This window comes from Caballeronia sp. LZ035, assembly GCF_031451175.1.
GTDB lineage: Bacteria > Pseudomonadota > Gammaproteobacteria > Burkholderiales > Burkholderiaceae > Caballeronia.
The window spans coordinates 270,232-288,547 of the sequence record NZ_JARUXS010000001.1; the positions used below are offsets into that span (position 1 = coordinate 270,232).

At 61.1% G+C, this 18,316-nt stretch carries 20 protein-coding genes and 1 tRNA gene; 14 read left to right on the plus strand and 7 right to left on the minus strand.

All coding sequences use genetic code 11. From position 1 onward, the window contains the following. Window positions 1-115 precede the first annotated feature (115 nt). Together QCE88_RS01285 and QCE88_RS01290 are read left to right on the plus strand one after the other, a co-directional pair. Window positions 116-1,369, plus strand: coding sequence for an MFS transporter (locus tag QCE88_RS01285; protein WP_309898507.1), 1,254 nt, complete (start codon window positions 116-118; stop codon window positions 1,367-1,369). Window positions 1,370-1,601: 232 nt separating this feature from the next. After that, window positions 1,602-1,784: a hypothetical protein gene (locus tag QCE88_RS01290; RefSeq protein WP_309898509.1), complete on the plus strand. Its 183-nt coding sequence runs from the start codon at window positions 1,602-1,604 to the stop codon at window positions 1,782-1,784. A gap of 65 nt (window positions 1,785-1,849) precedes the next feature. Here the strand turns inward: QCE88_RS01290 and QCE88_RS01295 are convergent, their stop codons facing one another. Further along, complete coding sequence (locus QCE88_RS01295) at window positions 1,850-2,554, minus strand: dienelactone hydrolase family protein (RefSeq protein ID WP_309898511.1); 705 nt, start codon at window positions 2,552-2,554, stop codon at window positions 1,850-1,852. Window positions 2,555-3,097: 543 nt separating this feature from the next. On the opposite strand from QCE88_RS01295, the gene QCE88_RS01300 reads away from it, so the two are divergent. Next, a complete protein-coding gene (locus QCE88_RS01300) occupies window positions 3,098-4,243 on the plus strand; it encodes a branched-chain amino acid ABC transporter substrate-binding protein (protein ID WP_309898513.1) in 1,146 nt (381 codons plus the stop codon). A 57-nt stretch (window positions 4,244-4,300) separates the two neighbouring features. On the opposite strand, the gene QCE88_RS01305 is transcribed toward QCE88_RS01300, so the two are convergent. Continuing rightward, window positions 4,301-5,527 (minus strand): MFS transporter, encoded by a 1,227-nt coding sequence (locus tag QCE88_RS01305; RefSeq protein ID WP_409018005.1) that lies wholly within the window; start codon window positions 5,525-5,527, stop codon window positions 4,301-4,303. Window positions 5,528-5,678: 151 nt separating this feature from the next. On the opposite strand from QCE88_RS01305, the gene QCE88_RS01310 reads away from it, so the two are divergent. The 3 genes from QCE88_RS01310 (at window position 5,679) to QCE88_RS01320 (ending at window position 8,394) form a co-directional block, all read left to right on the plus strand. Next, on the plus strand, window positions 5,679-6,344 hold the full coding sequence (locus QCE88_RS01310) for a DUF2470 domain-containing protein (RefSeq protein WP_309898515.1): 666 nt from the start codon (window positions 5,679-5,681) through the stop codon (window positions 6,342-6,344). Window positions 6,345-6,709: 365 nt separating this feature from the next. Further along, on the plus strand, window positions 6,710-7,012 hold the full coding sequence (locus QCE88_RS01315; RefSeq protein ID WP_309811155.1) for an H-NS histone family protein: 303 nt from the start codon (window positions 6,710-6,712) through the stop codon (window positions 7,010-7,012). Window positions 7,013-7,218: 206 nt separating this feature from the next. After that, complete coding sequence (locus QCE88_RS01320; protein WP_309898517.1) at window positions 7,219-8,394, plus strand: cation diffusion facilitator family transporter; 1,176 nt, start codon at window positions 7,219-7,221, stop codon at window positions 8,392-8,394. 30 nt (window positions 8,395-8,424) lie between these two features. Here QCE88_RS01320 and QCE88_RS01325 read toward each other — a convergent pair whose 3' ends face one another. From QCE88_RS01325 to QCE88_RS01335, 3 genes are all read right to left on the minus strand, one after another. Further along, window positions 8,425-8,883 (minus strand): Lrp/AsnC family transcriptional regulator, encoded by a 459-nt coding sequence (locus QCE88_RS01325; RefSeq protein ID WP_309898520.1) that lies wholly within the window; start codon window positions 8,881-8,883, stop codon window positions 8,425-8,427. 95 nt (window positions 8,884-8,978) lie between these two features. After that, window positions 8,979-9,611 carry an exonuclease gene (locus tag QCE88_RS01330; protein ID WP_309898522.1) on the minus strand — a complete coding sequence of 211 codons (633 nt, stop codon included), beginning with the start codon at window positions 9,609-9,611 and terminating at the stop codon, window positions 8,979-8,981. Beyond that, window positions 9,608-10,252: an MBL fold metallo-hydrolase gene (locus QCE88_RS01335; RefSeq protein ID WP_309898524.1), complete on the minus strand. Its 645-nt coding sequence runs from the start codon at window positions 10,250-10,252 to the stop codon at window positions 9,608-9,610. The genes QCE88_RS01330 and QCE88_RS01335 overlap by 4 nt, the downstream gene beginning before the upstream one ends. Before the next feature lie 666 nt (window positions 10,253-10,918). On the opposite strand from QCE88_RS01335, the gene QCE88_RS01340 reads away from it, so the two are divergent. Further along, window positions 10,919-11,527, plus strand: a complete 609-nt coding sequence (locus QCE88_RS01340) for a septal ring lytic transglycosylase RlpA family protein (protein WP_309898525.1) — start codon at window positions 10,919-10,921, stop codon at window positions 11,525-11,527. Between the two features lie 72 nt (window positions 11,528-11,599). Here QCE88_RS01340 and rsmI read toward each other — a convergent pair whose 3' ends face one another. Continuing rightward, window positions 11,600-12,514, minus strand: a complete 915-nt coding sequence (gene rsmI / locus QCE88_RS01345) for a 16S rRNA (cytidine(1402)-2'-O)-methyltransferase (RefSeq protein WP_309898527.1) — start codon at window positions 12,512-12,514, stop codon at window positions 11,600-11,602. Between the two features lie 79 nt (window positions 12,515-12,593). On the opposite strand from rsmI, the gene QCE88_RS01350 reads away from it, so the two are divergent. From QCE88_RS01350 to QCE88_RS01380, 7 genes are all read left to right on the plus strand, one after another. Continuing rightward, window positions 12,594-12,947, plus strand: coding sequence for a YraN family protein (locus QCE88_RS01350; RefSeq protein WP_309898529.1), 354 nt, complete (start codon window positions 12,594-12,596; stop codon window positions 12,945-12,947). Window positions 12,948-13,068: 121 nt separating this feature from the next. After that, complete coding sequence (locus QCE88_RS01355; RefSeq protein ID WP_309898531.1) at window positions 13,069-13,656, plus strand: phosphoheptose isomerase; 588 nt, start codon at window positions 13,069-13,071, stop codon at window positions 13,654-13,656. 23 nt (window positions 13,657-13,679) lie between these two features. After that, window positions 13,680-14,492, plus strand: coding sequence for a BON domain-containing protein (locus tag QCE88_RS01360; protein WP_309898533.1), 813 nt, complete (start codon window positions 13,680-13,682; stop codon window positions 14,490-14,492). Window positions 14,493-14,494: 2 nt separating this feature from the next. After that, the gene (locus tag QCE88_RS01365; RefSeq protein ID WP_309898535.1) at window positions 14,495-14,833 is read left to right on the plus strand and encodes a c-type cytochrome; all 339 of its coding nucleotides are present in this window, start codon (window positions 14,495-14,497) and stop codon (window positions 14,831-14,833) included. Between the two features lie 67 nt (window positions 14,834-14,900). Beyond that, window positions 14,901-14,976 (plus strand) — tRNA-Ala (locus QCE88_RS01370). A gap of 471 nt (window positions 14,977-15,447) precedes the next feature. Next, the gene (locus tag QCE88_RS01375) at window positions 15,448-16,671 is read left to right on the plus strand and encodes a phage integrase central domain-containing protein (protein WP_309903308.1); all 1,224 of its coding nucleotides are present in this window, start codon (window positions 15,448-15,450) and stop codon (window positions 16,669-16,671) included. A gap of 16 nt (window positions 16,672-16,687) precedes the next feature. Then, window positions 16,688-17,281, plus strand: a complete 594-nt coding sequence (locus tag QCE88_RS01380; protein WP_309898537.1) for a hypothetical protein — start codon at window positions 16,688-16,690, stop codon at window positions 17,279-17,281. A gap of 508 nt (window positions 17,282-17,789) precedes the next feature. Here QCE88_RS01380 and QCE88_RS01385 read toward each other — a convergent pair. Further along, a complete protein-coding gene (locus tag QCE88_RS01385; RefSeq protein WP_309898539.1) occupies window positions 17,790-18,218 on the minus strand; it encodes a PRC-barrel domain-containing protein in 429 nt (142 codons plus the stop codon). Window positions 18,219-18,316: the final 98 nt, after the last annotated feature.

The window sequence follows — 18,316 nt, forward strand, 5'->3', positions numbered from 1 at the left end:
GAGCGCAGACGATTGGAAGTAATTACGCGCTGAACGCCATTTATTCGCTTCCGCAGATTAGGCAAAACCCTCATCGCGGCGTATCGTTGAAGGTTTGTCAGAGAATACTTAACAAATGAGCGCTGCTTCGGCCGAGCAAACTCCGAAAGGCGACGCTGGCGAACCCCCATATCTCGAACGCGGCTCGCGAGCGTACTGGCGAGCGTCGCTCGCGCTGCTGTTCGCCGGCTACGCGACTTTCTCGCTGCTGTATTGCGTGCAGCCGCTTCTTCCAGAGTTCACCAAGGCGTTCGGCGTCAGCCCCGCGGTCAGCGCGCTGGCCGTATCCGTCAGCACGGCCGCCTTGGCGATTGCGATCTTCATCGCGGGATTCGTCTCCGAAAGCTGGAGCCGCCACCGGCTGATGACGCTCTCGCTCCTGGCGTCGTCGGTGCTGACGGTGCTCGCGGCCGTGCTGCCGGACTGGCACGCGCTGCTCATCGTGCGCGCGCTCGCCGGTTTCGCGCTCGGCGGCGTGCCCGCCGTCGCGATGGCCTATCTCGCCGAGGAAGTGCATCCGAAAGGACTCGGTCTCGCGATGGGACTCTATGTCGGCGGAACGGCCATCGGCGGCATGGCCGGGCGCGTGATCAGCGGCGTGCTGGCGGATCTGTTCGGCTGGCGCGTGGCGATCGGCGGAATCGGGGTGCTCGGACTCCTCGCCATGCTCATCTTTCGCGCGCTGCTGCCGCCGTCGCAACGCTTTCAGCCCCGGCGCGGCGTCGGTTTCACGCAGCATCGACGCTCGCTGGCCGGGCACCTGCGTCATCGCGGCCTGCCGTTCCTGTTCCTGTTGGGCTTCGTCATGATGGGCAGCTTCGTCACGCTCTATAACTACGTCGGCTATCGTCTGCTCGGGGCGCCGTTTCAATTGAACCAGACGCAGATCGGCGCCATCTTCACTGTCTACCTGACGGGCGTCATCGCTTCGCCCAGCTCCGGCAAGATGGCCGATGCCTTCGGGCGCGGCCGCGTGCTGATCGCCAGTCTTCTGCTCATGATGCTGGGCATCGCGCTGACCTTGTCGATGTCGCTGCCGGTGATCATCGCGGGCATCGCCTGCCTGACGTTCGGTTTCTTCGCTGGCCATTCGGTCGCGAGCGGCTGGGTCGGAAGGCTCGCCGCGCAGGCAAAAGGCCAGGCGGCGGCGCTCTATCTGCTCGCGTATTACCTGGGATCGAGCGTAATCGGCGCCTATGGCGGCCACTTCTGGACCGCGTTCGGCTGGCCGGGTGTGGCCGGACTCATTGGCGTGCTGCTGCTGGTCGGGCTGAGCGCTGCCGTGTATCTCGACCGGAGGGAGCGGAGCGGAACCGCGCCGGCGAGATAGAACGCACTTCAGAAAGCCAGTTGAAATACGTAGGAAGTAAGGGTTTTTACGTGGGCGCTTAAAAATGTGGCCTGCAAGCCCTTGTTGCGCAAGGGTTTTACGATCCCTCTCGTTTCCCGCCGAACGAAGAAGGCCCGACGCCCTTCAGGGCGCCGCCTATACTCGAAATGTCGACGCACAGAACTCCATCGCGCGACAACCCAGGCACAAGCTGGACGAAGGGAGACGCACCATGACGTATTTCACGATCGGCGACTTCATCTTGATCATTCCGATGGCGCTCGCCGGCGCCCTGTTTCTTGGGGCCATCCCCTGCGCGACGCATTTCAAGAACAACACCTTGCGCGTGTTCGGCGCACTGCTAGGCGTGCTCGCCGCGTTCCTGCTGGTCGAGGGACTGCCCGCGCTGATCTAGCGCAGGCTTTGCAGTCCGTTCGATAGCTGACCAGCGCGCGCTTGCGTGCGCGCGCTGTCGGGTTCTTACAGGTGTTCGCCGAGGAACGTCAGCGTGCGTCCGTGCGCGAGCGCCGATGCCTTCGCGTTGTACGAAGCGCGATCGCCGCAATTGAAGCCGTGATCGGCTTGCGGATATACATACAGTTCCGAGTCCTTGCGCCCGGCAAACTTCTGCCGCACGGCATCCACGGCGTCGGCCGGGATGTGGGCGTCGAGTTCGCCGTAGTGGAACTGCATCGGCACCTTGACCTGGTCGGCCTGGTCGAGCGCGTTCTGAATGCCGCCGCCGTAGTAGGCCACGCCCACATCCAGCGATCCTTGCGCCGCCGCCAGATAGGCGAGCCGGCCGCCGAAGCAGTAACCAATCGCCGCCACCTTGCCCGTTACTTCCGGCAGTGCGCGCAGGGCCTTGGCTGCGGCGCCCACGTCGGCCACAGCGGCTTCCACCTTGGTCTTCTGCAGCAGTTCCATCGCCTTCTCGCGATCCGCGCCTTCGTAGCCCAGCTCGACGCGCGGTTGCGTGCGCCAGAAGACGTCCGGCGCGAGCGCGACATAGCCATCGGCCGCGTATTGATCCGCGACGCTGCGGATGTGGCCGTTCACGCCGAAGATCTCTTGCAGGATGATGACGGCGGGTCCGCTGCCCGTCTTGGGCAGCGCGAGATAGCCTTGAAAGCTGCCGCCGTCGGCGGGAATGTCGATCCAGCGGGAAGTCACGGGTACGGTCACGTCGAAGCTCCTTGTGTGTGAGAGATGCCGAGGCGGGTGAGTGTGCCAGCTTTCCCTTTCAGCTGCCCTGGTCCGCTTTGTCGCCGCCTGGCACGATGCTTGACCACGCGCAGCATTTTTAGAGCGACGAACCTAATCGCCGACTAAAAGCGCAGGTTAAAAACCAGGCTAATGATCTGACGGCCGGAGATTATCGGCGCCGTGTGATGAAACTTGAATGACGCTCAATAAGCTGTAAGCCGATGTCGCGGAAACCCGCATGGACAGGGCGTCTTCACGCAAACGCAGCACAAACGGACGGCGCTCACAACTGGCCGCTAATTGGTAGTGACACCAGTATCCTAAAAAACTTCCCTAAATTAATTTGACAACCCTACACTTGCGCGCAGTGCGGATGGCGGCCGCCACGAACGGCTCGCCGGAAGGACTTGCCAAGTGCATGACGATGCATCCGGCGTGGTCGTCCACGGGACTGAGCGATCGAGATGAAAGACGGGGCACAGGGCGATTACGTTGTTTTTGGGACCGAAACTGGAGACTTACATGAACACCAAGCTTCACAAACTGTTGCCGATCAGCGCCGCGGCTGTTTTGTTCGCTACGATGGCAACGACCGCAGCAGCCGACCAGGTCGTCAAGATCGGTCACGTCGCTCCGCTGACCGGCGGCATTGCTCACTTGGGCAAGGACAATGAAAACGGCGCGCGGATGGCAGTCGAAGAGATCAACGCAAAGGGTCTCACGATCGGCGGCGAAAAGATCACGCTGCAACTGGACCCGCAAGACGATGCCGCTGACCCGCGTACCGCTACGCAAGTTGCGCAGAAGCTCGTCGATGACAAGGTTGTCGCCGTTGTCGGTCACCTGAACTCCGGCACCTCGATCCCGGCGTCGAAGATCTACAGCGATGCGGGCATCGTGCAGATCTCCCCGTCGGCAACAAACCCGGCCTACACGCAGCAAGGCTTCAAGACGACGTATCGCGTCGTCGCGACCGATGCGCAACAGGGCCCGGCGCTCGCCAACTACGCGGCGAAGAACCTGAAGGTGAAGACGGTTGCCGTCGTCGACGATTCGACCGCTTACGGTCAGGGTCTCGCGAACGAGTTCGAGAAGACCGCCAAGTCGCTCGGCCTGAAGGTGATCTCGCATGACGCGACGAACGACAAGGCTGTCGACTTCCGCGCCATTCTGACGAAGATCAAGGGCGAAAACCCCGACGCCGTGATGTACGGCGGCATGGACGCAACCGGCGGCCCGTTCGCCAAGCAAGCCAAGCAGCTCGGCCTGCGTGCGAAGGTTCTGGCAGGCGACGGCGTCTGCACCGAAAAGCTGGCCGACCTCGCCGGCGACGCGACCGACAACGTCGTGTGCTCGGAAGCCGGCATGGCGCTCGAAAAGATGGAAGGCGGTCAGGCATTCGCGGCCAAGTTCCAGAAGCGTTTCGGCCAGCCGATCCAGATCTACGCACCGTTCACGTATGACGCGGTGTACATCATCGTCGACGCGATGAAGCGTGCGAACTCGACCGATCCGGCGAAGATCCTCGCTGCGATGCCGAACACGGACTACAAGGGCGTGATCGGTCAGACGAGCTTCGATTCGAAGGGCGACCTGAAGCACGGCGTGATCTCGCTGTACGACTACAAGAAGGGCAAGAAGACTCTGCTCGACGTCGTCAAGATGTAAGTCACACGGGACTTCGGTCCTGAAAAACGCGCGGCGCCGCAAGGGCCGCGCGTTTTTTTATATCTTCAGTCGCCTGAGGATTTTCGGTCCGATCAGCGTGATGACCGCGCAACAGGCAGCGACCACGCACAGGCCGATGGGCAGACTCGTGACCTGTGCAACACCGCCAATCAGCACCGGTCCGAGCAATAGTCCGAAATAAGCGAGACCCGCGACCTGCGCGAGTCCTTCGGCGGGCGTCACGCCTTCGACGCGCGCCGCCGCGGCGAACAGCACCGGCATCATGTTCGCGAGACCGAGTCCCATCAGCGTGAAGCCGGTCATCGTGAAGATCGTGTTCGGCAGCACGAGCGCCATCACCATGCCGACGAACGCGAGCCCTGCGCTACCGAAGATCAGCTGCGGCGCGCCGAAGCGCGCGCGCACCGCGTCGCCGCCGAAGCGGCCCGCCGCCATGCCGCCCGAGAAGGCGGCGTAGGCGGCGCTCGATACCGAAGGCGTGGCTTCCACGACGTCGCGCATGTAGACGGTGGCCCAGTCGTACATCGCGCCCTCGGCGATCAATGCGATCAGCGCCAGGCCGCCGAGCGCCCATAGCGCGCCCGAGCGCCAGCGTTTCGACGACGACGCTTTCGCGTGGTCATCGTGATGCGGCACGTGCGGCAGCGTGGCGGGCAGGGAGACGAGCAGCACCAGCAGGCTCACGCCCGATGCCAGCGCGAGATGCACCGCCGGCGCGAGCCCGTGCGCGAGCAGCGCGCCTCCCGCCGCCGCGCCCGCCATCCCGCCGATGCTGAACATGCCGTGCAGCGACGACATGATCGGCCGGTCCAGCGCTTCTTCGACCGCGCTGGCTTCGGCGTTCATCGCGACGTCGAGCGTGGCCATGCCGAAGCCGAACAGGGCGAGCACGAGCAGCAGCAGCCAGAACCACGGCGTCACGAGAATCAGCGCGCCGCAGACCATCATCAGGACGCCGCCCGTCATGCACGCGGTTCGCGTGCCGGCGCGCGCGATCCACGAGCCGGCGGTGAGCATCGCGAAGATCGAGCCGCCCGCCACCGCGAACAGCGCGAGAGACAGCATGCCGGGACTGAGCGAGAACTTGTCCCGCACCGTTGGCACGTGGACGCCCCACGAGGCGTACATCATGCCGGCGATGAAGAAGATGGCCATCGTCGCGTAGCGGGCGCGCACGCGCGTGGCGTAGGGAAGGCGGCGATGCAGCGCGAGCGCCGGACTGGTTTCGCGGACGGCTGAAGAGGCGGTGGTCGAGTCTGACACGGGTGAGCTTCTGGAGTGGGGCGCAACGCAGCGCAACCTGACAGCTTGCCTGCTTGTGCGAAGGTTTTCGATTCTATCGAACGGCCAGGAGACACGCTCGAGGGCGCTGCATTACCATCGCGTGGACATATCGCAGCCGTACGAGGATTCAATGCATATTCCGTCGCAAGCTCCGCTTCACTTGCTGCATCACGTCGCGGAAGGCACGCTCGCCACGCATTCGCGCGAAGCCGAAGGCTTTCCCTATCCGACCGCCTTGCCGTTTGCATTGACCGCGACGCACATGCCGATGCTGCTGATCAGCCGTCTCGCCGAACACACGCGCAACCTGCAGGCCAACGCGCAGGCCGGCTTCCTGGTCACGCACGCGGAACACGGCAACGTGCTGGAAGGTCAGCGTCTGACCATGCTCGGCGCCTTCTTGCCCGCGACGCCGGAAGAGAGCGACGATCTCGCACGCCGCTATCTGCGCTATCACCCGCACGCGGCGCGTTACCTGGAATTGGGCGACTTCTCTTTCTGGGTGATGAAACTGGCGCGCATGCGGTATATCGGCGGCTTTGGCGCGATGGGCTGGCTCGGAGAAGATCAGCTGGATCCGCTCGAGCCGCTTTCATACGATGACGAATCATCGCTGTGTGAATATTTCGATGCTTACCCCGGCCGGCCCGCCGGAATCCGGTTAATGGGGATTGACCGTTACGGATGCGATTTGCAGCATGAAAGTTGTCGCAATCGTTTTACATTCGATAAGCCCATGGAAACAAGAGATGAACTGAAGCTTGCGCTTATCGATTGTTTCGAGCGAAACGTCTGAATTCCCACTGAATGATAAAAAGAGGCTGCGCTTCTCATGTACATTACAAAATCTGGCGAAAGGGCCCGCCAAGCTGTCATTCCATGAAACGTTCGAGGTGAATCAGCTTGATTGTTCTCATGCGGTGCCAGTGCGGCGAGCCTATTTTGATTGAGCCGTATCTTTTTAAGCCTAATGGGCGGTGCTTCGGAGATCGGAATTATCGGCAAATCTTACGAAGAAAGTCGCAAAACTTTATTAAGCGGCAAACCACCCGTGCCGCGATAATCAGAACTGTGTTAATCTGCGTGCCAGTCCGAGGCTATACCGAAAACTGCAAGCGAGCGAGTCGATTCGTAAATCAGCAAACCACTTAGGGAATTGCCATGCCTTCATACAAGGAACTGCTCGCACAGCGCGAGTCTCTCGAACGCCAGATTGAAGAAGCGAAGTCGCGCGAGTACGCCGAAGTACTTAATGAGATCAAGCAGAAAATGGCGGATTACGGCATCACGCTTCAGGAACTCGCAGGCGGCCGGGGCGCAAAGGTATCAAAGGCATCGCGCAGCCGTTCGGGCGTCGCACCGAAATACCGCGACCCGGAAAGCGGCAGCACGTGGTCGGGCCGCGGCAAGCCGCCGAAATGGATTGCCGGACAGGACCGCGACAGCTTCCTGATCAGCAAGTAAATTTTTGCGTCAAGACTGCTGGTAAAGGCCGCGCCCCCAGGGGCGCGGCCTTTCTGTTTTTGTTTAACGGAATGGGTCGCGGCCATCGCGCCGCAGTTTCGTGTCCAAGGTCCTTGCGGCCCGGATTCAAACATCCGATGCAAACCCGGCAGCATTTGCGCGCCGCGCGTTAAAGTGACCGTCTGAGCAAGCCAGGACGCATTGACATGTCAATTTCGAGTTCGAATATTGCTGAAAAGCAGCAAGTTGCGCGCAGGACGACCTGGGCGAGCATCGGGCTGAATAGCGGACTCGTGATTGCGCAACTCGTTGTCGGTTTTCTTGCTCACTCCCAAGCGTTGATAGCGGACGGGATTCACTCGCTGGCCGATATCGTGTCCGATTTCATTGTTCTGATCGCCAATCGCCATGCGGCGGCCGCGCCGGACCTCGATCATAACTATGGGCATAGCCGCTATGAGACCGTCGCGTCATTATTCCTCGGCGGATTGTTGATCGCGGTCGGAGTCGGCATGTTATGGCGGGCAGGAACGCGACTCGTGAACCTTCAGGATATTCCGCCGGTTCATGCCATCGCCTTGGCTGTGGCAATCGTTGTATTGATTTCGAAAGAAGCATTGTTTCGATTCATGCTCCGTGCTGCCGAGCGGGTTCGTTCGGCCATGCTGGTTGCAAATGCATGGCATGCGCGCTCTGATGCGGCTTCTTCGCTGGTGGTGGCGTTGGGTATCGTCGGGAGTCTGGCCGGATTTCGTATTCTCGATCCAATCGCCGCAGCGCTTGTAGGATTTCTGATTGGGAAAATGGGATGGACGTTCGCGTGGGACGCGTTGCAGGATTTATCTGACCGCGCACTCGATCAAACCACCACGAATGATTTGCGCGTGATTTTGCTGAACACGCCCGGCGTACGGGAAGTGCATGAATTGCGCACCCGAAAAATGGGTGATCTCGCCATGGTCGACGCGCATATTCTGGTAGATCCGCTGATATCGGTTTCGGAAGGTCATTTCATTGCGGAATCGGCGCGCGCCCAGGTACGCGCCGACCCGCGCGTGCTCGACGCGCTGATTCACGTCGATCCGGAAAGCGACGAGCTCAATCCGTTGCCGGGCAACTTTCCATTGCGTTCCATAGTCAGCGAAGCCGTGCGCAGTGCGTTTGCTCAGCACGGTTTAGCGGTGCAGTCGCTGGGCTTGCATTATCTGAGCGGCGGTTTCGACGTCGAGATCGTTCTGCCGGCCCCGGCGGCGCAAGACACCGCGGCAAGACTCGGAGCGATTGACTTCGACGCCCTCGGCCGACGGGTCGGCGCGCGAGAACTTCGCGTGACACAGGCGCTTGTCCTGTCCCGCGCGCCGCATCCCGACCGCGCGACCTGAAGGGTCAGGCCGGCGCGTCGGTTCTCGACGTCAAAGCGGCAACTGCGTATCGAATTTGATCTCGCGCAGCACGACGCTCGTGCGAACCTGCGCAACGGCCGGGATCTTGAAGATGCGGTCGTGCAGGAACGCGTCGTATGCCTTGATGTCCGGCGCGACGATCTTGAGGATGTAGTCCGATTCGCCGGTGGTGCTGTAGCACTCGGTCACTTCGGGGCAGGTGGCGATCTCGCGCTCGAATTGCTCGACGCCGCCTTCCGTGTGCCGCATGAGGTGGATATGCGCGAGTGCGCAGACATGCAGGCCGAGCTTCTCGCGATCAAGCAGAGCGGTATAGCGCTGGATCACGCCGGACTGTTCCATGTCCTTGATGCGACGCCAGCACGGCGTGCTCGACAGCCCGACCTGATCCGAGATTTCCTGAACGGAGCGTCGTGCATCCAGTTGCAGAAGACGCAGGATTTTTTGTGAGAATGTATCGAGAGTCAACTGCGCCTCCGTTCGGTCGCGATCTGACTCTCATAGTAGAGGCCTCGGAAAAGAAACGCAATGCAACGAGGCCGCACTGAGGGAGTTTCCCTAACTCACTGGCCTGGCTGCGCGGTTTTACCTTCCGTGTCTTCGGGTTTCTCCGCCGTGGCGTTGGTCGCCTTTTGCGTGGCGCGCAACTCCGCCAGCATGTTGCAGAAGAGCGCGCCTTGCTCGATGGCATCGTCGAGTGCGACGTGCGTATGCGGCAACTCGTCGAACCAGTGCTTGGGCAGACGCGGCTTGATCGCTTTGCGGTACGGCAGGCCGGTCATCGCGAAGGCGAGCGTCTTGATGTCGAGCGCCGACCACGAGAACGGGCAGCGCTCGGCGAAGCGCATCATGTACCAAAACATATAGGTAAAGTCGAAGCCCGCCGGATACGCGACGAACACCGGCTTGCCCGGCAGCGCCTCCACCCATTCGACGTAGGCGCGCAGTGCTGGCTCCGGCTTTTGCAGGTCCTTGCGGCAGGCGGCCCACGCGTCGGGCTGGGTCTTCCACCAGGCGGCCTGCACCGGATGCGGCGCGGCGCCTTCGAGCGTTTCGAGATTCGCGGAGAACGTGGCGATAAGCTGCTTGTCGGCAGTAAAGGCGGCCGACGCGAAGCTCAGCATCGAATGCGGACCGGGAATGGGGCCGTCGGCTTCGACGTCGGTGCTGACGTAGATTTCGGGAATGGCGTTCACGCGGGGACTCCATCGCCGACAAAAGGATTGGTACGGCGTTCTTCGCCGAACGTCGAGGCGGGGCCGTGGCCCGGCACGAATGTGACGTCGTCGCCGAGCGGCCAGAGCTTTTCGCGGATCGAGCGTAGGAGATCCGCGTGATTGCCGCGTGGAAAGTCCGTGCGGCCGATCGACCCGGCAAACAGCACGTCGCCGACGAACGCCAGCTGATGCGCCTCGCTGAAGAAGACCACGTGACCCGGCGTATGGCCCGGACAGAAATAGACCTTCATGGTTTCGTCGCCGAACTGCACGGTGTCGCCGTTGTCGAGCCAGCGCGCGGGCGTGAAGGCTTCGGCATTCGAGAAGCCGAAGCGTTGCGTCTGCTCCGGCAACTGGTCGATCCAGAACGCGTCTTCCCGATGCGGGCCTTCTATCTGTATACCGTAGTGATCTGCGAGCGCCTTGGCGCCGCCGCAGTGATCGAGATGACCGTGCGTCAGCAGGATCTTCTCGACCGTCACGCCTTGCTGCTCGACTTCGGCAATGATGCGTTCGATGTCGCCGCCCGGATCGACGACAGCCGCGCGCCGGGTCGCTTCACAGATGACGATGGAACAGTTCTGCTGGAACGGCGTCACGGGAACGAGAATGACTTTCATATGACTGTCGTGGGTACAAGTGAGGCTGTAAAAAAGTCCATTGTACCGAGCCGCAGTGGGGAGAGATGAGCCGCGTTTTGTGACCAAAAACGAGGTGGGAACCGGCAATTCTTACGGTCATAGTGAAAATCAATGACGGTTTGCACAGTCCGGTGAGTTGAACCCCGGTTTTTTTGTATAATGGCACTACTTGTGCATGGGAGTCACCATGCTGTCATCAGGTGAATGTTCAGACGCTAGCGCGTTTTTACAATTGCCTTCAGTACGCTGTTGGGGGCCAAAAGCCTCGCAATCGCAATTCAAGCACCTTCCGTAGGTGCACACGTCTTGTCCGGCCAGGCGCTGCGCGTCTGTCAGATGGCCTTGCTGCCGTCACGCCGGATGGGGCCTACGCCGCCGTTCCTGCGCTTTTTACTGGTTTGTCCAGCGCACGAACGTGATGCCATGTTCGATGGCGGCATGTGGGGTCTGGTCAGGCTGCCGGGGACAGGTTGCGCCAGACGTGAACAATAACCGGGCTTTGCGGCAAGAGTACGCCGCATCCGTGCAGGGCCAGCCGTTCGCTTGACCGAGCGGCTTTGTGCTTTGTCGCGGCCATGCCTCGTGCAGCCTTTGCGCGCGCCGACCAGCGCAGCGCGGCTGCGCTTTTATCATTGGTACACGTCTATGAATGCTCGATTTATTCGACATGTCGGGAGCCTGCTAGCCGTTGGTGTGCTGGCCGGTTGCGCCGCACCGGGTTCGGGCGATGTCGCATCCAATCCTCAGACTACAAAGTCCTTCAGCACGAGCAGTGCCCGCCCCGTCGCGCCGCTCGCCTTCGATTCGCACCTGTCCGCGCTGCCGGCGGACAAGCCGGCGCAGCCGTCGCAGTCGCTCTCCGACGCCGAGCCGATCACCACCGGTCCGGACGTCGGCAACTTCGAACAGAAGGGCAAGGCGTCGTGGTACGGCCGCATGTTCCATGGCCGCAAGACCGCGAGCGGCGAGAAGTTCAACATGAACGCCCTGACTGCAGCACACCGTACGTTGCCGCTGGCGTCGTGGGTGCGGGTGACGAACGAGGCGAATCACAAGACGGTCGTCGTCAAGATCAACGACCGTGGCCCGTATGTGCGCGGACGCGTGATCGACCTGTCGTATGCGGCGGCGGCTGTGCTCGGCATGCGCGGCACCGGTACGCAGAAAGTGAAGATCGAAGGTCTCACGCAGCAGGAAGCGCGTGACGCGCGCGAAGAACAGGCGCAGTCGCTTGCCGACGACAGCGTGAACTGATCGTGCTGATCGTCTGAACGGGTTTTCCTCGTTCCAGAACCATGACGGGCCGTCTTGCGACGGCCCGTTTTTTTATTCCTCTTCGTCCTGGCTTTCGTGCCCGGCGCGTTTTGCGAGCATGAGCGCGCGCTCGTACAGCACGTTGCGTGATCCGCCGGTCAAGGTCGCGGCGATGCGCGCCGCGCTCTTGACCGATAGCTCCTCCAGCAACGTTCCGAGCAGGCCATCGTGGGCGTCATCCGCGTCCTCGATATCGGGCGCACCTTCCACCACGAGCACGAATTCGCCGCGTTGACGGTTTGCATCCGCTTCGAGCCATGCTGGCCCTTCGGCCAGGGTGCAGCGATGCAGGCTCTCATGTAACTTCGTCAATTCACGGGCAATCAACAACTGCCGCTCGCCGCCGAATGCATCGGCGAGTGCGCGCACCGTCTCGACAATGCGATGCGGCGCTTCGTAAAAGATCAGCGCCATTGGGTGCTGGTTGAGCGTTCGCAAATAGGTGGCGCGCTGCTTTGCCTTGGTCGGCAGGAAGCCGATGAACGTGAAGCTCTTTACCCACGCGCCGGCTGCGCTCAAGGCTGTCGTGAGCGCGCTGGCGCCGGGCAGCGGGATCACGGGAAGGCCGGCCTCACGCACGGCATCGACGAGACGCGCGCCCGGATCGGAGATGCCCGGCGTGCCGGCGTCCGAGACACAGGCAATGCGCTCGCCGTTGCGCAGATGCGCGATCACGCGTTCGGCGGCGCTTTTCTCGTTGTGCTCATGGACGGCGATCGACGGTTTCGAGATGCCGTATCGCGCGAGCAGTTGGGACGTGTTGCGCGTGTCTTCAGCGGCGATGCGATCCGCCAGTCCAAGCACATGCAGCGCGCGCAGGGTGATGTCCGCGACATTGCCGATCGGGGTGGCGACCACGTAGAGCGCGCCCGTCGGATAGCTCTGTCCATCGGCGAGGCCGGAGAGTGACGCGGAAAGTGAGGACATGTGACGGGCATCGGGAGAAAGGACGTCATTTTGCCACGCGCGATGTGGCGGTCCCGTCGACAACTTTCAGGGAGAAGCCATGTCCAAGACGCTCGGCGATGCGTTCGAGGCTCACGCGCTCGACTATCTGCAACGGCGGCGTATGCGCCTGGTTGCGCGCAACGTCACGTGTCGCGGCGGCGAGCTGGACCTCGTGATGCTCGATGCGCATGGCGCGCTGGTGTTTGTCGAAGTGCGGGCGAGGCGGAGCAGACGGTTTGCGCAGGCGGCCGCGAGTATCGATGCAAGGAAACGAGCGCGGCTTGTGCGTGCCGCGGAGCATTTCCTGGCGACATGGCGCGGCGCGTTGCCGGCCTGCCGTTTCGATGTCGTCACGTTTGATGCCGGCCGTATCCACTGGATGCCCGACGCCTTTCGCGCGGATGAAGCCTGAAGCAGCGACGTGCTGCGTGATGCATGCGGTAAACTGCGCAACAACCTTCGCCCGGGCAGCGCTCGGGCGGCACCCTCACATGCAGCACGGCGCCGCAGGTTGCGGCCGATGATCGAGAGCGATGTCAGTCGAACGTATCCAGCAGCATTTTCGCGACAGCGCGTCGCTCACACTCGAAGCACTCGATGCGCTGGCGGTCCCGATCGCGGCCGCCGTCGACACGCTGTTCGGCGCACTTGCCAATGGCAACAAGATTCTCGTGTGCGGCAACGGCGGCTCGGCGGCCGACGCGCAGCGTTTCGCGGCCCATCTGATTGGCCGCTTCGAGCGGGAGCGTCCGGGCTTGCCGGCGATTGCGCTGACCACGGATACATCGATCCTGACGGCCATCGGCAATGACTTTGCGTTCGAGCAGATCTTCTCGAACCAGGTGCGTGCGCTGGGGCAGGCGGAAGACGTGTTGCTGGCGATCAGTACGTCGGGGAACGCGGTGAACGTGCTGGCGGCCATTCAGGAGGCGCACGAGCGCGAGATGCTCGTGATCGCGCTGTCCGGCGATGGCGGCGGCGCGATGAACGACGTACTGGCCGAAACCGATATTCATATCTGCGTGCCGTCGGAGCGGACGGCGCGGATTCAGGAAGTCCAGTTGCTGACCATTCACTGTCTGTGCGACGGCATCGATGCGATGCTGCTCGGCGACGATTGAAACTGAAAGGGGGAACGGAGTTGATGAACAAGACACGCGTCAAGGCGACTTTGGCCAATGCCACGCTGGTGCTGAGCATGTTGTCGGGGGTTGCGTTGACGTTGCAGGGCTGTGCGCTTGCGGTGGTCGGCGCGGCGGCCGGTGGGACCTTGATCGCTACCGACCGGCGCACGCTGGGCGCCCAGACGGAGGATCGCGAGATTCAGGTGAAGGCGCTCTCGCGTATCAACGAGAATCTGCCGGATACCGCGCACGTGAACGTGACGGTGTTCAATCGGCGTGTGCTGCTGACCGGTGAAGTGCCCGATGATGCGGCGAAGCAGAAGGCCGAGGCGGTGGTGCGCGACATCAACAACGTGGGCAGCATTGTGAATGAGCTGTCGGTGCAAGGGGCGAGTTCGCTTTCGTCGCGGGCCAATGACTCGTATCTCGAGACGCGTGTGAAGACCGCGATGGTCGGCGAGAAGGATCTGCGCGCGAATTACTACAAGGTGGTGTGCGAGAGAAGCATCGTTTATCTGATGGGGCTTGTGACGCAGGATGAAGGTGCGCATGGCGCGGATGTCGCGGCGCGCGTGCCGGGGGTGGAGCAGGTCGTGAAGGTGTATCAGTACATCAAGCCGGAAGAGGCGCGGGCGCTGGAGGCGGCGGCGGCATCGGATGCGAGCGCGGTGTCGGCGGCCAGTGCGCCAGCTCCGGCTGAGGCTACGGTGGGGACGGTGCCTGACTCGGGGGTGACGTCGCGTCCGCTCGATCAGCAAGCGCCCGCGCCGGTGAAGAACTCGGATGTGCATCCGGGGGCTGCTTCTTCAGGCTCTGCTCCGGCGGTGAAATGAGGATGCGGGGTTTGGTGGTTGCTGTTGCGATGGTTGTGGTGGCTATCGATGCCAAGGCGGCGGAGCAGGCTGTTTCCGCCGCTGACGCGATGGCCATCGCTCGCAGCAATGCGTGCATGGGATGTCATGCGGTTGATCGCAAGCTCGTCGGGCCCTCGTTTCAGCAAGTAGCGGAGAAGTACAAAGGGCAACCGCAGGCTAGCGTGCAGCTTGAGAAGAAGGTGAAAAACGGTGGGGCGGGCGTCTGGGGATCGATTCCGATGCCTTCCCACCCGCGAATGAACGACGCGGATATCAAGACGGTTGTGGCGTGGGTACTGGCGGGGGCGCCTGCTAAATAAGCGGGAGCCGCTATCGTCCGATGGCTCGCACCTCGGCCAATCCACTGTGATATTATTTTGCTTCGTTGGGGGGGTAGCTCAGCTGGGAGAGCGTCGCGTTCGCAATGCGAAGGTCGGGAGTTCGATCCTCCTCCTCTCCACCAACCGACATGCTTAGCAAGTCCGATGAAGTCCCGAAACCCCGCAGCCAGTAAGGCTTGCGGGGTTTTTTGTTTCCAGTGTCATCCGATCACATCCTATGTCATCTGGCAGCATTTTGGGGCTCTTGCGGGGGCATCACTTGAGCGGCCAAGGTCGATGCCCCCAAGCGATTCTTAGGGAGCTGTGAACGTCCCCCGAGTGCCTCGGTCGCCACGTCTCTTCATTCCCACCAACTGCTGATCCTCGGCTCCGGAGCGTCCGCTACAGGGCCGACAACCCGGAGTTCGTCCAAGAGTTCAGAGCCACCATCGACAGGAGGGATGGTCGCAACGACGTTAGCTCGCTGCGGTCGTTCATGGCTACTGCCCGTGCCATAGGACGCATCTCGTTACAGTTTGCAAGGCGCAAAGCCTTGACACGGAAAGGGTTATTTGGCGACATTTCAGTTTTCCCTTTTTTGTGTGAAGAATCCAATGGCTCTGACGGATTTGGAGATTCGCTCCGCACGACCGCGGGAGAAGGCTTATCGAATGACGGACGGCGCTGGCATGTATCTCGAGGTCAGCCCATCAGGCGGGAAGCACTGGCGCCTGAAATACCGTTTTGCTGGCAAAGAAAAACGTCTCGCACTCGGCGCTTACCCGCTTATAACGATCAAGGACGCGCGTAAACGTCGCGACGATGCACGGCGCCTGTTGGCGAATGGAGTCGATCCAGGGCTCGAGCGTCGCATCCAGAAAGCAGCAGCTGTCGAGCGCGCCGAGAACAGCTTCGAATGTGTCGCACGCGAGTGGTTCGCGCGACAAGCGCCGACTTGGGCAAAGTCGCATGCCGATAAGGTCATTGCGAGACTGGAGAACGACGTGCTGCCATGGCTCGGTGGCAGACCGATTTCGGAAATCACACCCCCAGAGATTCTCGCCGTGCTTCGTCGCGTAGAGAAACGCGGTGCTGTAGATACCGCACACCGCGTGCAGCAGAATATTGGGCAGGTATTGCGCTACGGCGTGGCAACCGGCCGAGTCCAACGGGACGCAAGTGCTGACTTACGGGGCGCCTTGACGCCGGTACAACATACTCACTTTGCGTCGATCACCGACCCTGAACAAGTGGCAGGGCTGCTTCGTGCGCTCGACGGCTTCCAAGGCACGTTCGTCGTTCAATGTGCCCTTCGACTGGCGCCTCTAGTCTTTGTTCGCCCCGGAGAGTTGCGCAACGCGGAATGGACAGACTTTGACCTCGATCGAGCAACGTGGCGATACCAGGTGTCGAAGACTAGGACGGATCACTTGGTACCGCTCTCGGTTCAGGCCGTCAGGATCTTACGTGATCTCAATGCGCTCACGGGGCATCGAAGATACGTCTTCGTTGGACGGGATGTCAAAAAGCCGATGAGTGGGGCCGCGATCAACGCCGCACTTCGGCGCATGGGCTTTGACACCAAAACGGAGATTACAGGGCACGGCTTTCGCGCCATGGCTAGAACAATTCTCCACGAGCAATTGCGCTTTCCTGCGGAAGTTATTGAGCATCAGCTCGCGCATCGGGTGGCCGATAGTCTGGGAACGGCCTACAACCGCACCCGATTCATCGACGAGCGAGTTCGCATGATGCAGGCTTGGGCGGATTATCTCGATGATCTGAAGGCTGGTGAAAGGGCCCTTCCCGAGGCGGCAGTCCTACAGGCGCTGAGCTAAGTCTCTTCGAGACCTGATGGAATGCATCGACTTCCGCTATTGGGTAGCGCTCGACAAGTGGACGGCGAAAGAGGCGGCACTTCTGCTCGATGCGAAAGATCCTCGTCGTCATCCAACGTTTTCAATCCGATCGAAGACCACTCAGCCAGAGTACGAGACTGCGAGGCAAATCGCAGCGGTCATCAGGCGCACTAACTGGGGTCGGCGGTATGGCATCTGCAAATGGGAAGTAAAGGAGGATCCGCTTTACATATGCGATGCGGTCCGACGTGCCGGCTTCAGCTTGCCCGTTCAGCTGGTGCATGAGCTTGCGAAGCGCCAGACGCGTGGAGAGTCGAGAGCGACACCGAGGTTTGACGACGCCAAGATGAACAAGAGCGCGGTAACGAAAGAGCGCCAAGCTATGCTGAAGCTAATCATCGGGCTTGCAATGGGCGGATACAGGCTCGATCCAGACGCGCCTCGTAACTCGCACGCAAAAGAGATGCGGATTGATCTTGAGCGCGCAGGAGTGCCCTTGGATGACGCGACCATTAAAAAGTATCTCGACGAGGCTCGTCGATTTCGAACGTCGCTAATCGGTAGGAGGCAATCAGACGAACCGTCTTAGTCATATTAGCCACAGTCTAAGACGTCAACAGTAGAGCGGACTGCTGCCCTTGAGGCGGATATCTAAATTCCTGCTTATAACGACAATCAACGCTTCATCGCGGTCCTGACGGTGAAGCATCAACACGTCACCGCGCGTGACAACTTCTTCACTGCGCGTTAGGGGCGGACAAGTTGCTGGCGGCCGTTGCGTCAAGAACCACCGGGCACTGAACCAGTCGGTCCACACCCGGCGATATCGCTCATTTATTTTGATCCGGCTCCGGCTCCGGTTCTCCGACGTCAGGAACATCGGTAGGAGCAGGGCCAGGAGCTGGTGCATCAGGGGGCGTTGACGGTATAGCAGTCGGATCGATCGGGTCAGAAGACATGGTAGTTCTCCAGAAGGGGCGCGCAGGAGGCGCGCGTTCTTTATCGAGCAATGACTATTCCCAATATGACGGGACGCGATCGCTCGTTGCCTAGCTTGACTCACTGCCCTCTAATGCACCAATGCCGCAGACGTTTCCTCAATCCGCCTTCAGCTTATGTGGCTTCGGGGGACTTTGCACCTTGTTGTATTCGAACTCAGGTGTGTCCTTAAGCGCTTGTTTGGTCGCACCTGGAAGATAGAAATTGCCGTTGCGAATCTCTAGGGACGTGATAGGAACGGCGACGTCATGGGTTGCCACACCCAAAAAGCCACCAGCAGAAATGACGGCCGCAGAAACTGTGGCGTCAGTCGTGACCACGAGATCCTTGATCGAGCCGATTTTTTCGTTCTTGTCGTTGTACACCGCTTTTCCAAGAATGCTTTTCTTCGCGCTCCAACCTTGAAGCAGCGCTTGAGATTGTTGCACTGTGACGCTGAGCGGTTGCGTGCCAGCGACCTGCGCGTGAGCGCCGATTCCTACCACGGTGAGAGACACCGCGAGCGCAATTTTGTGGAGCTTTTTCATTGGCAAATTTCTTAGAGTTGAAAGCCGCTGGCATTGCAAGAAACGGACCTGTCACCCCCATCGTAAAGCGGAAGTCTTCTTGCCAACGGATAGCGGAC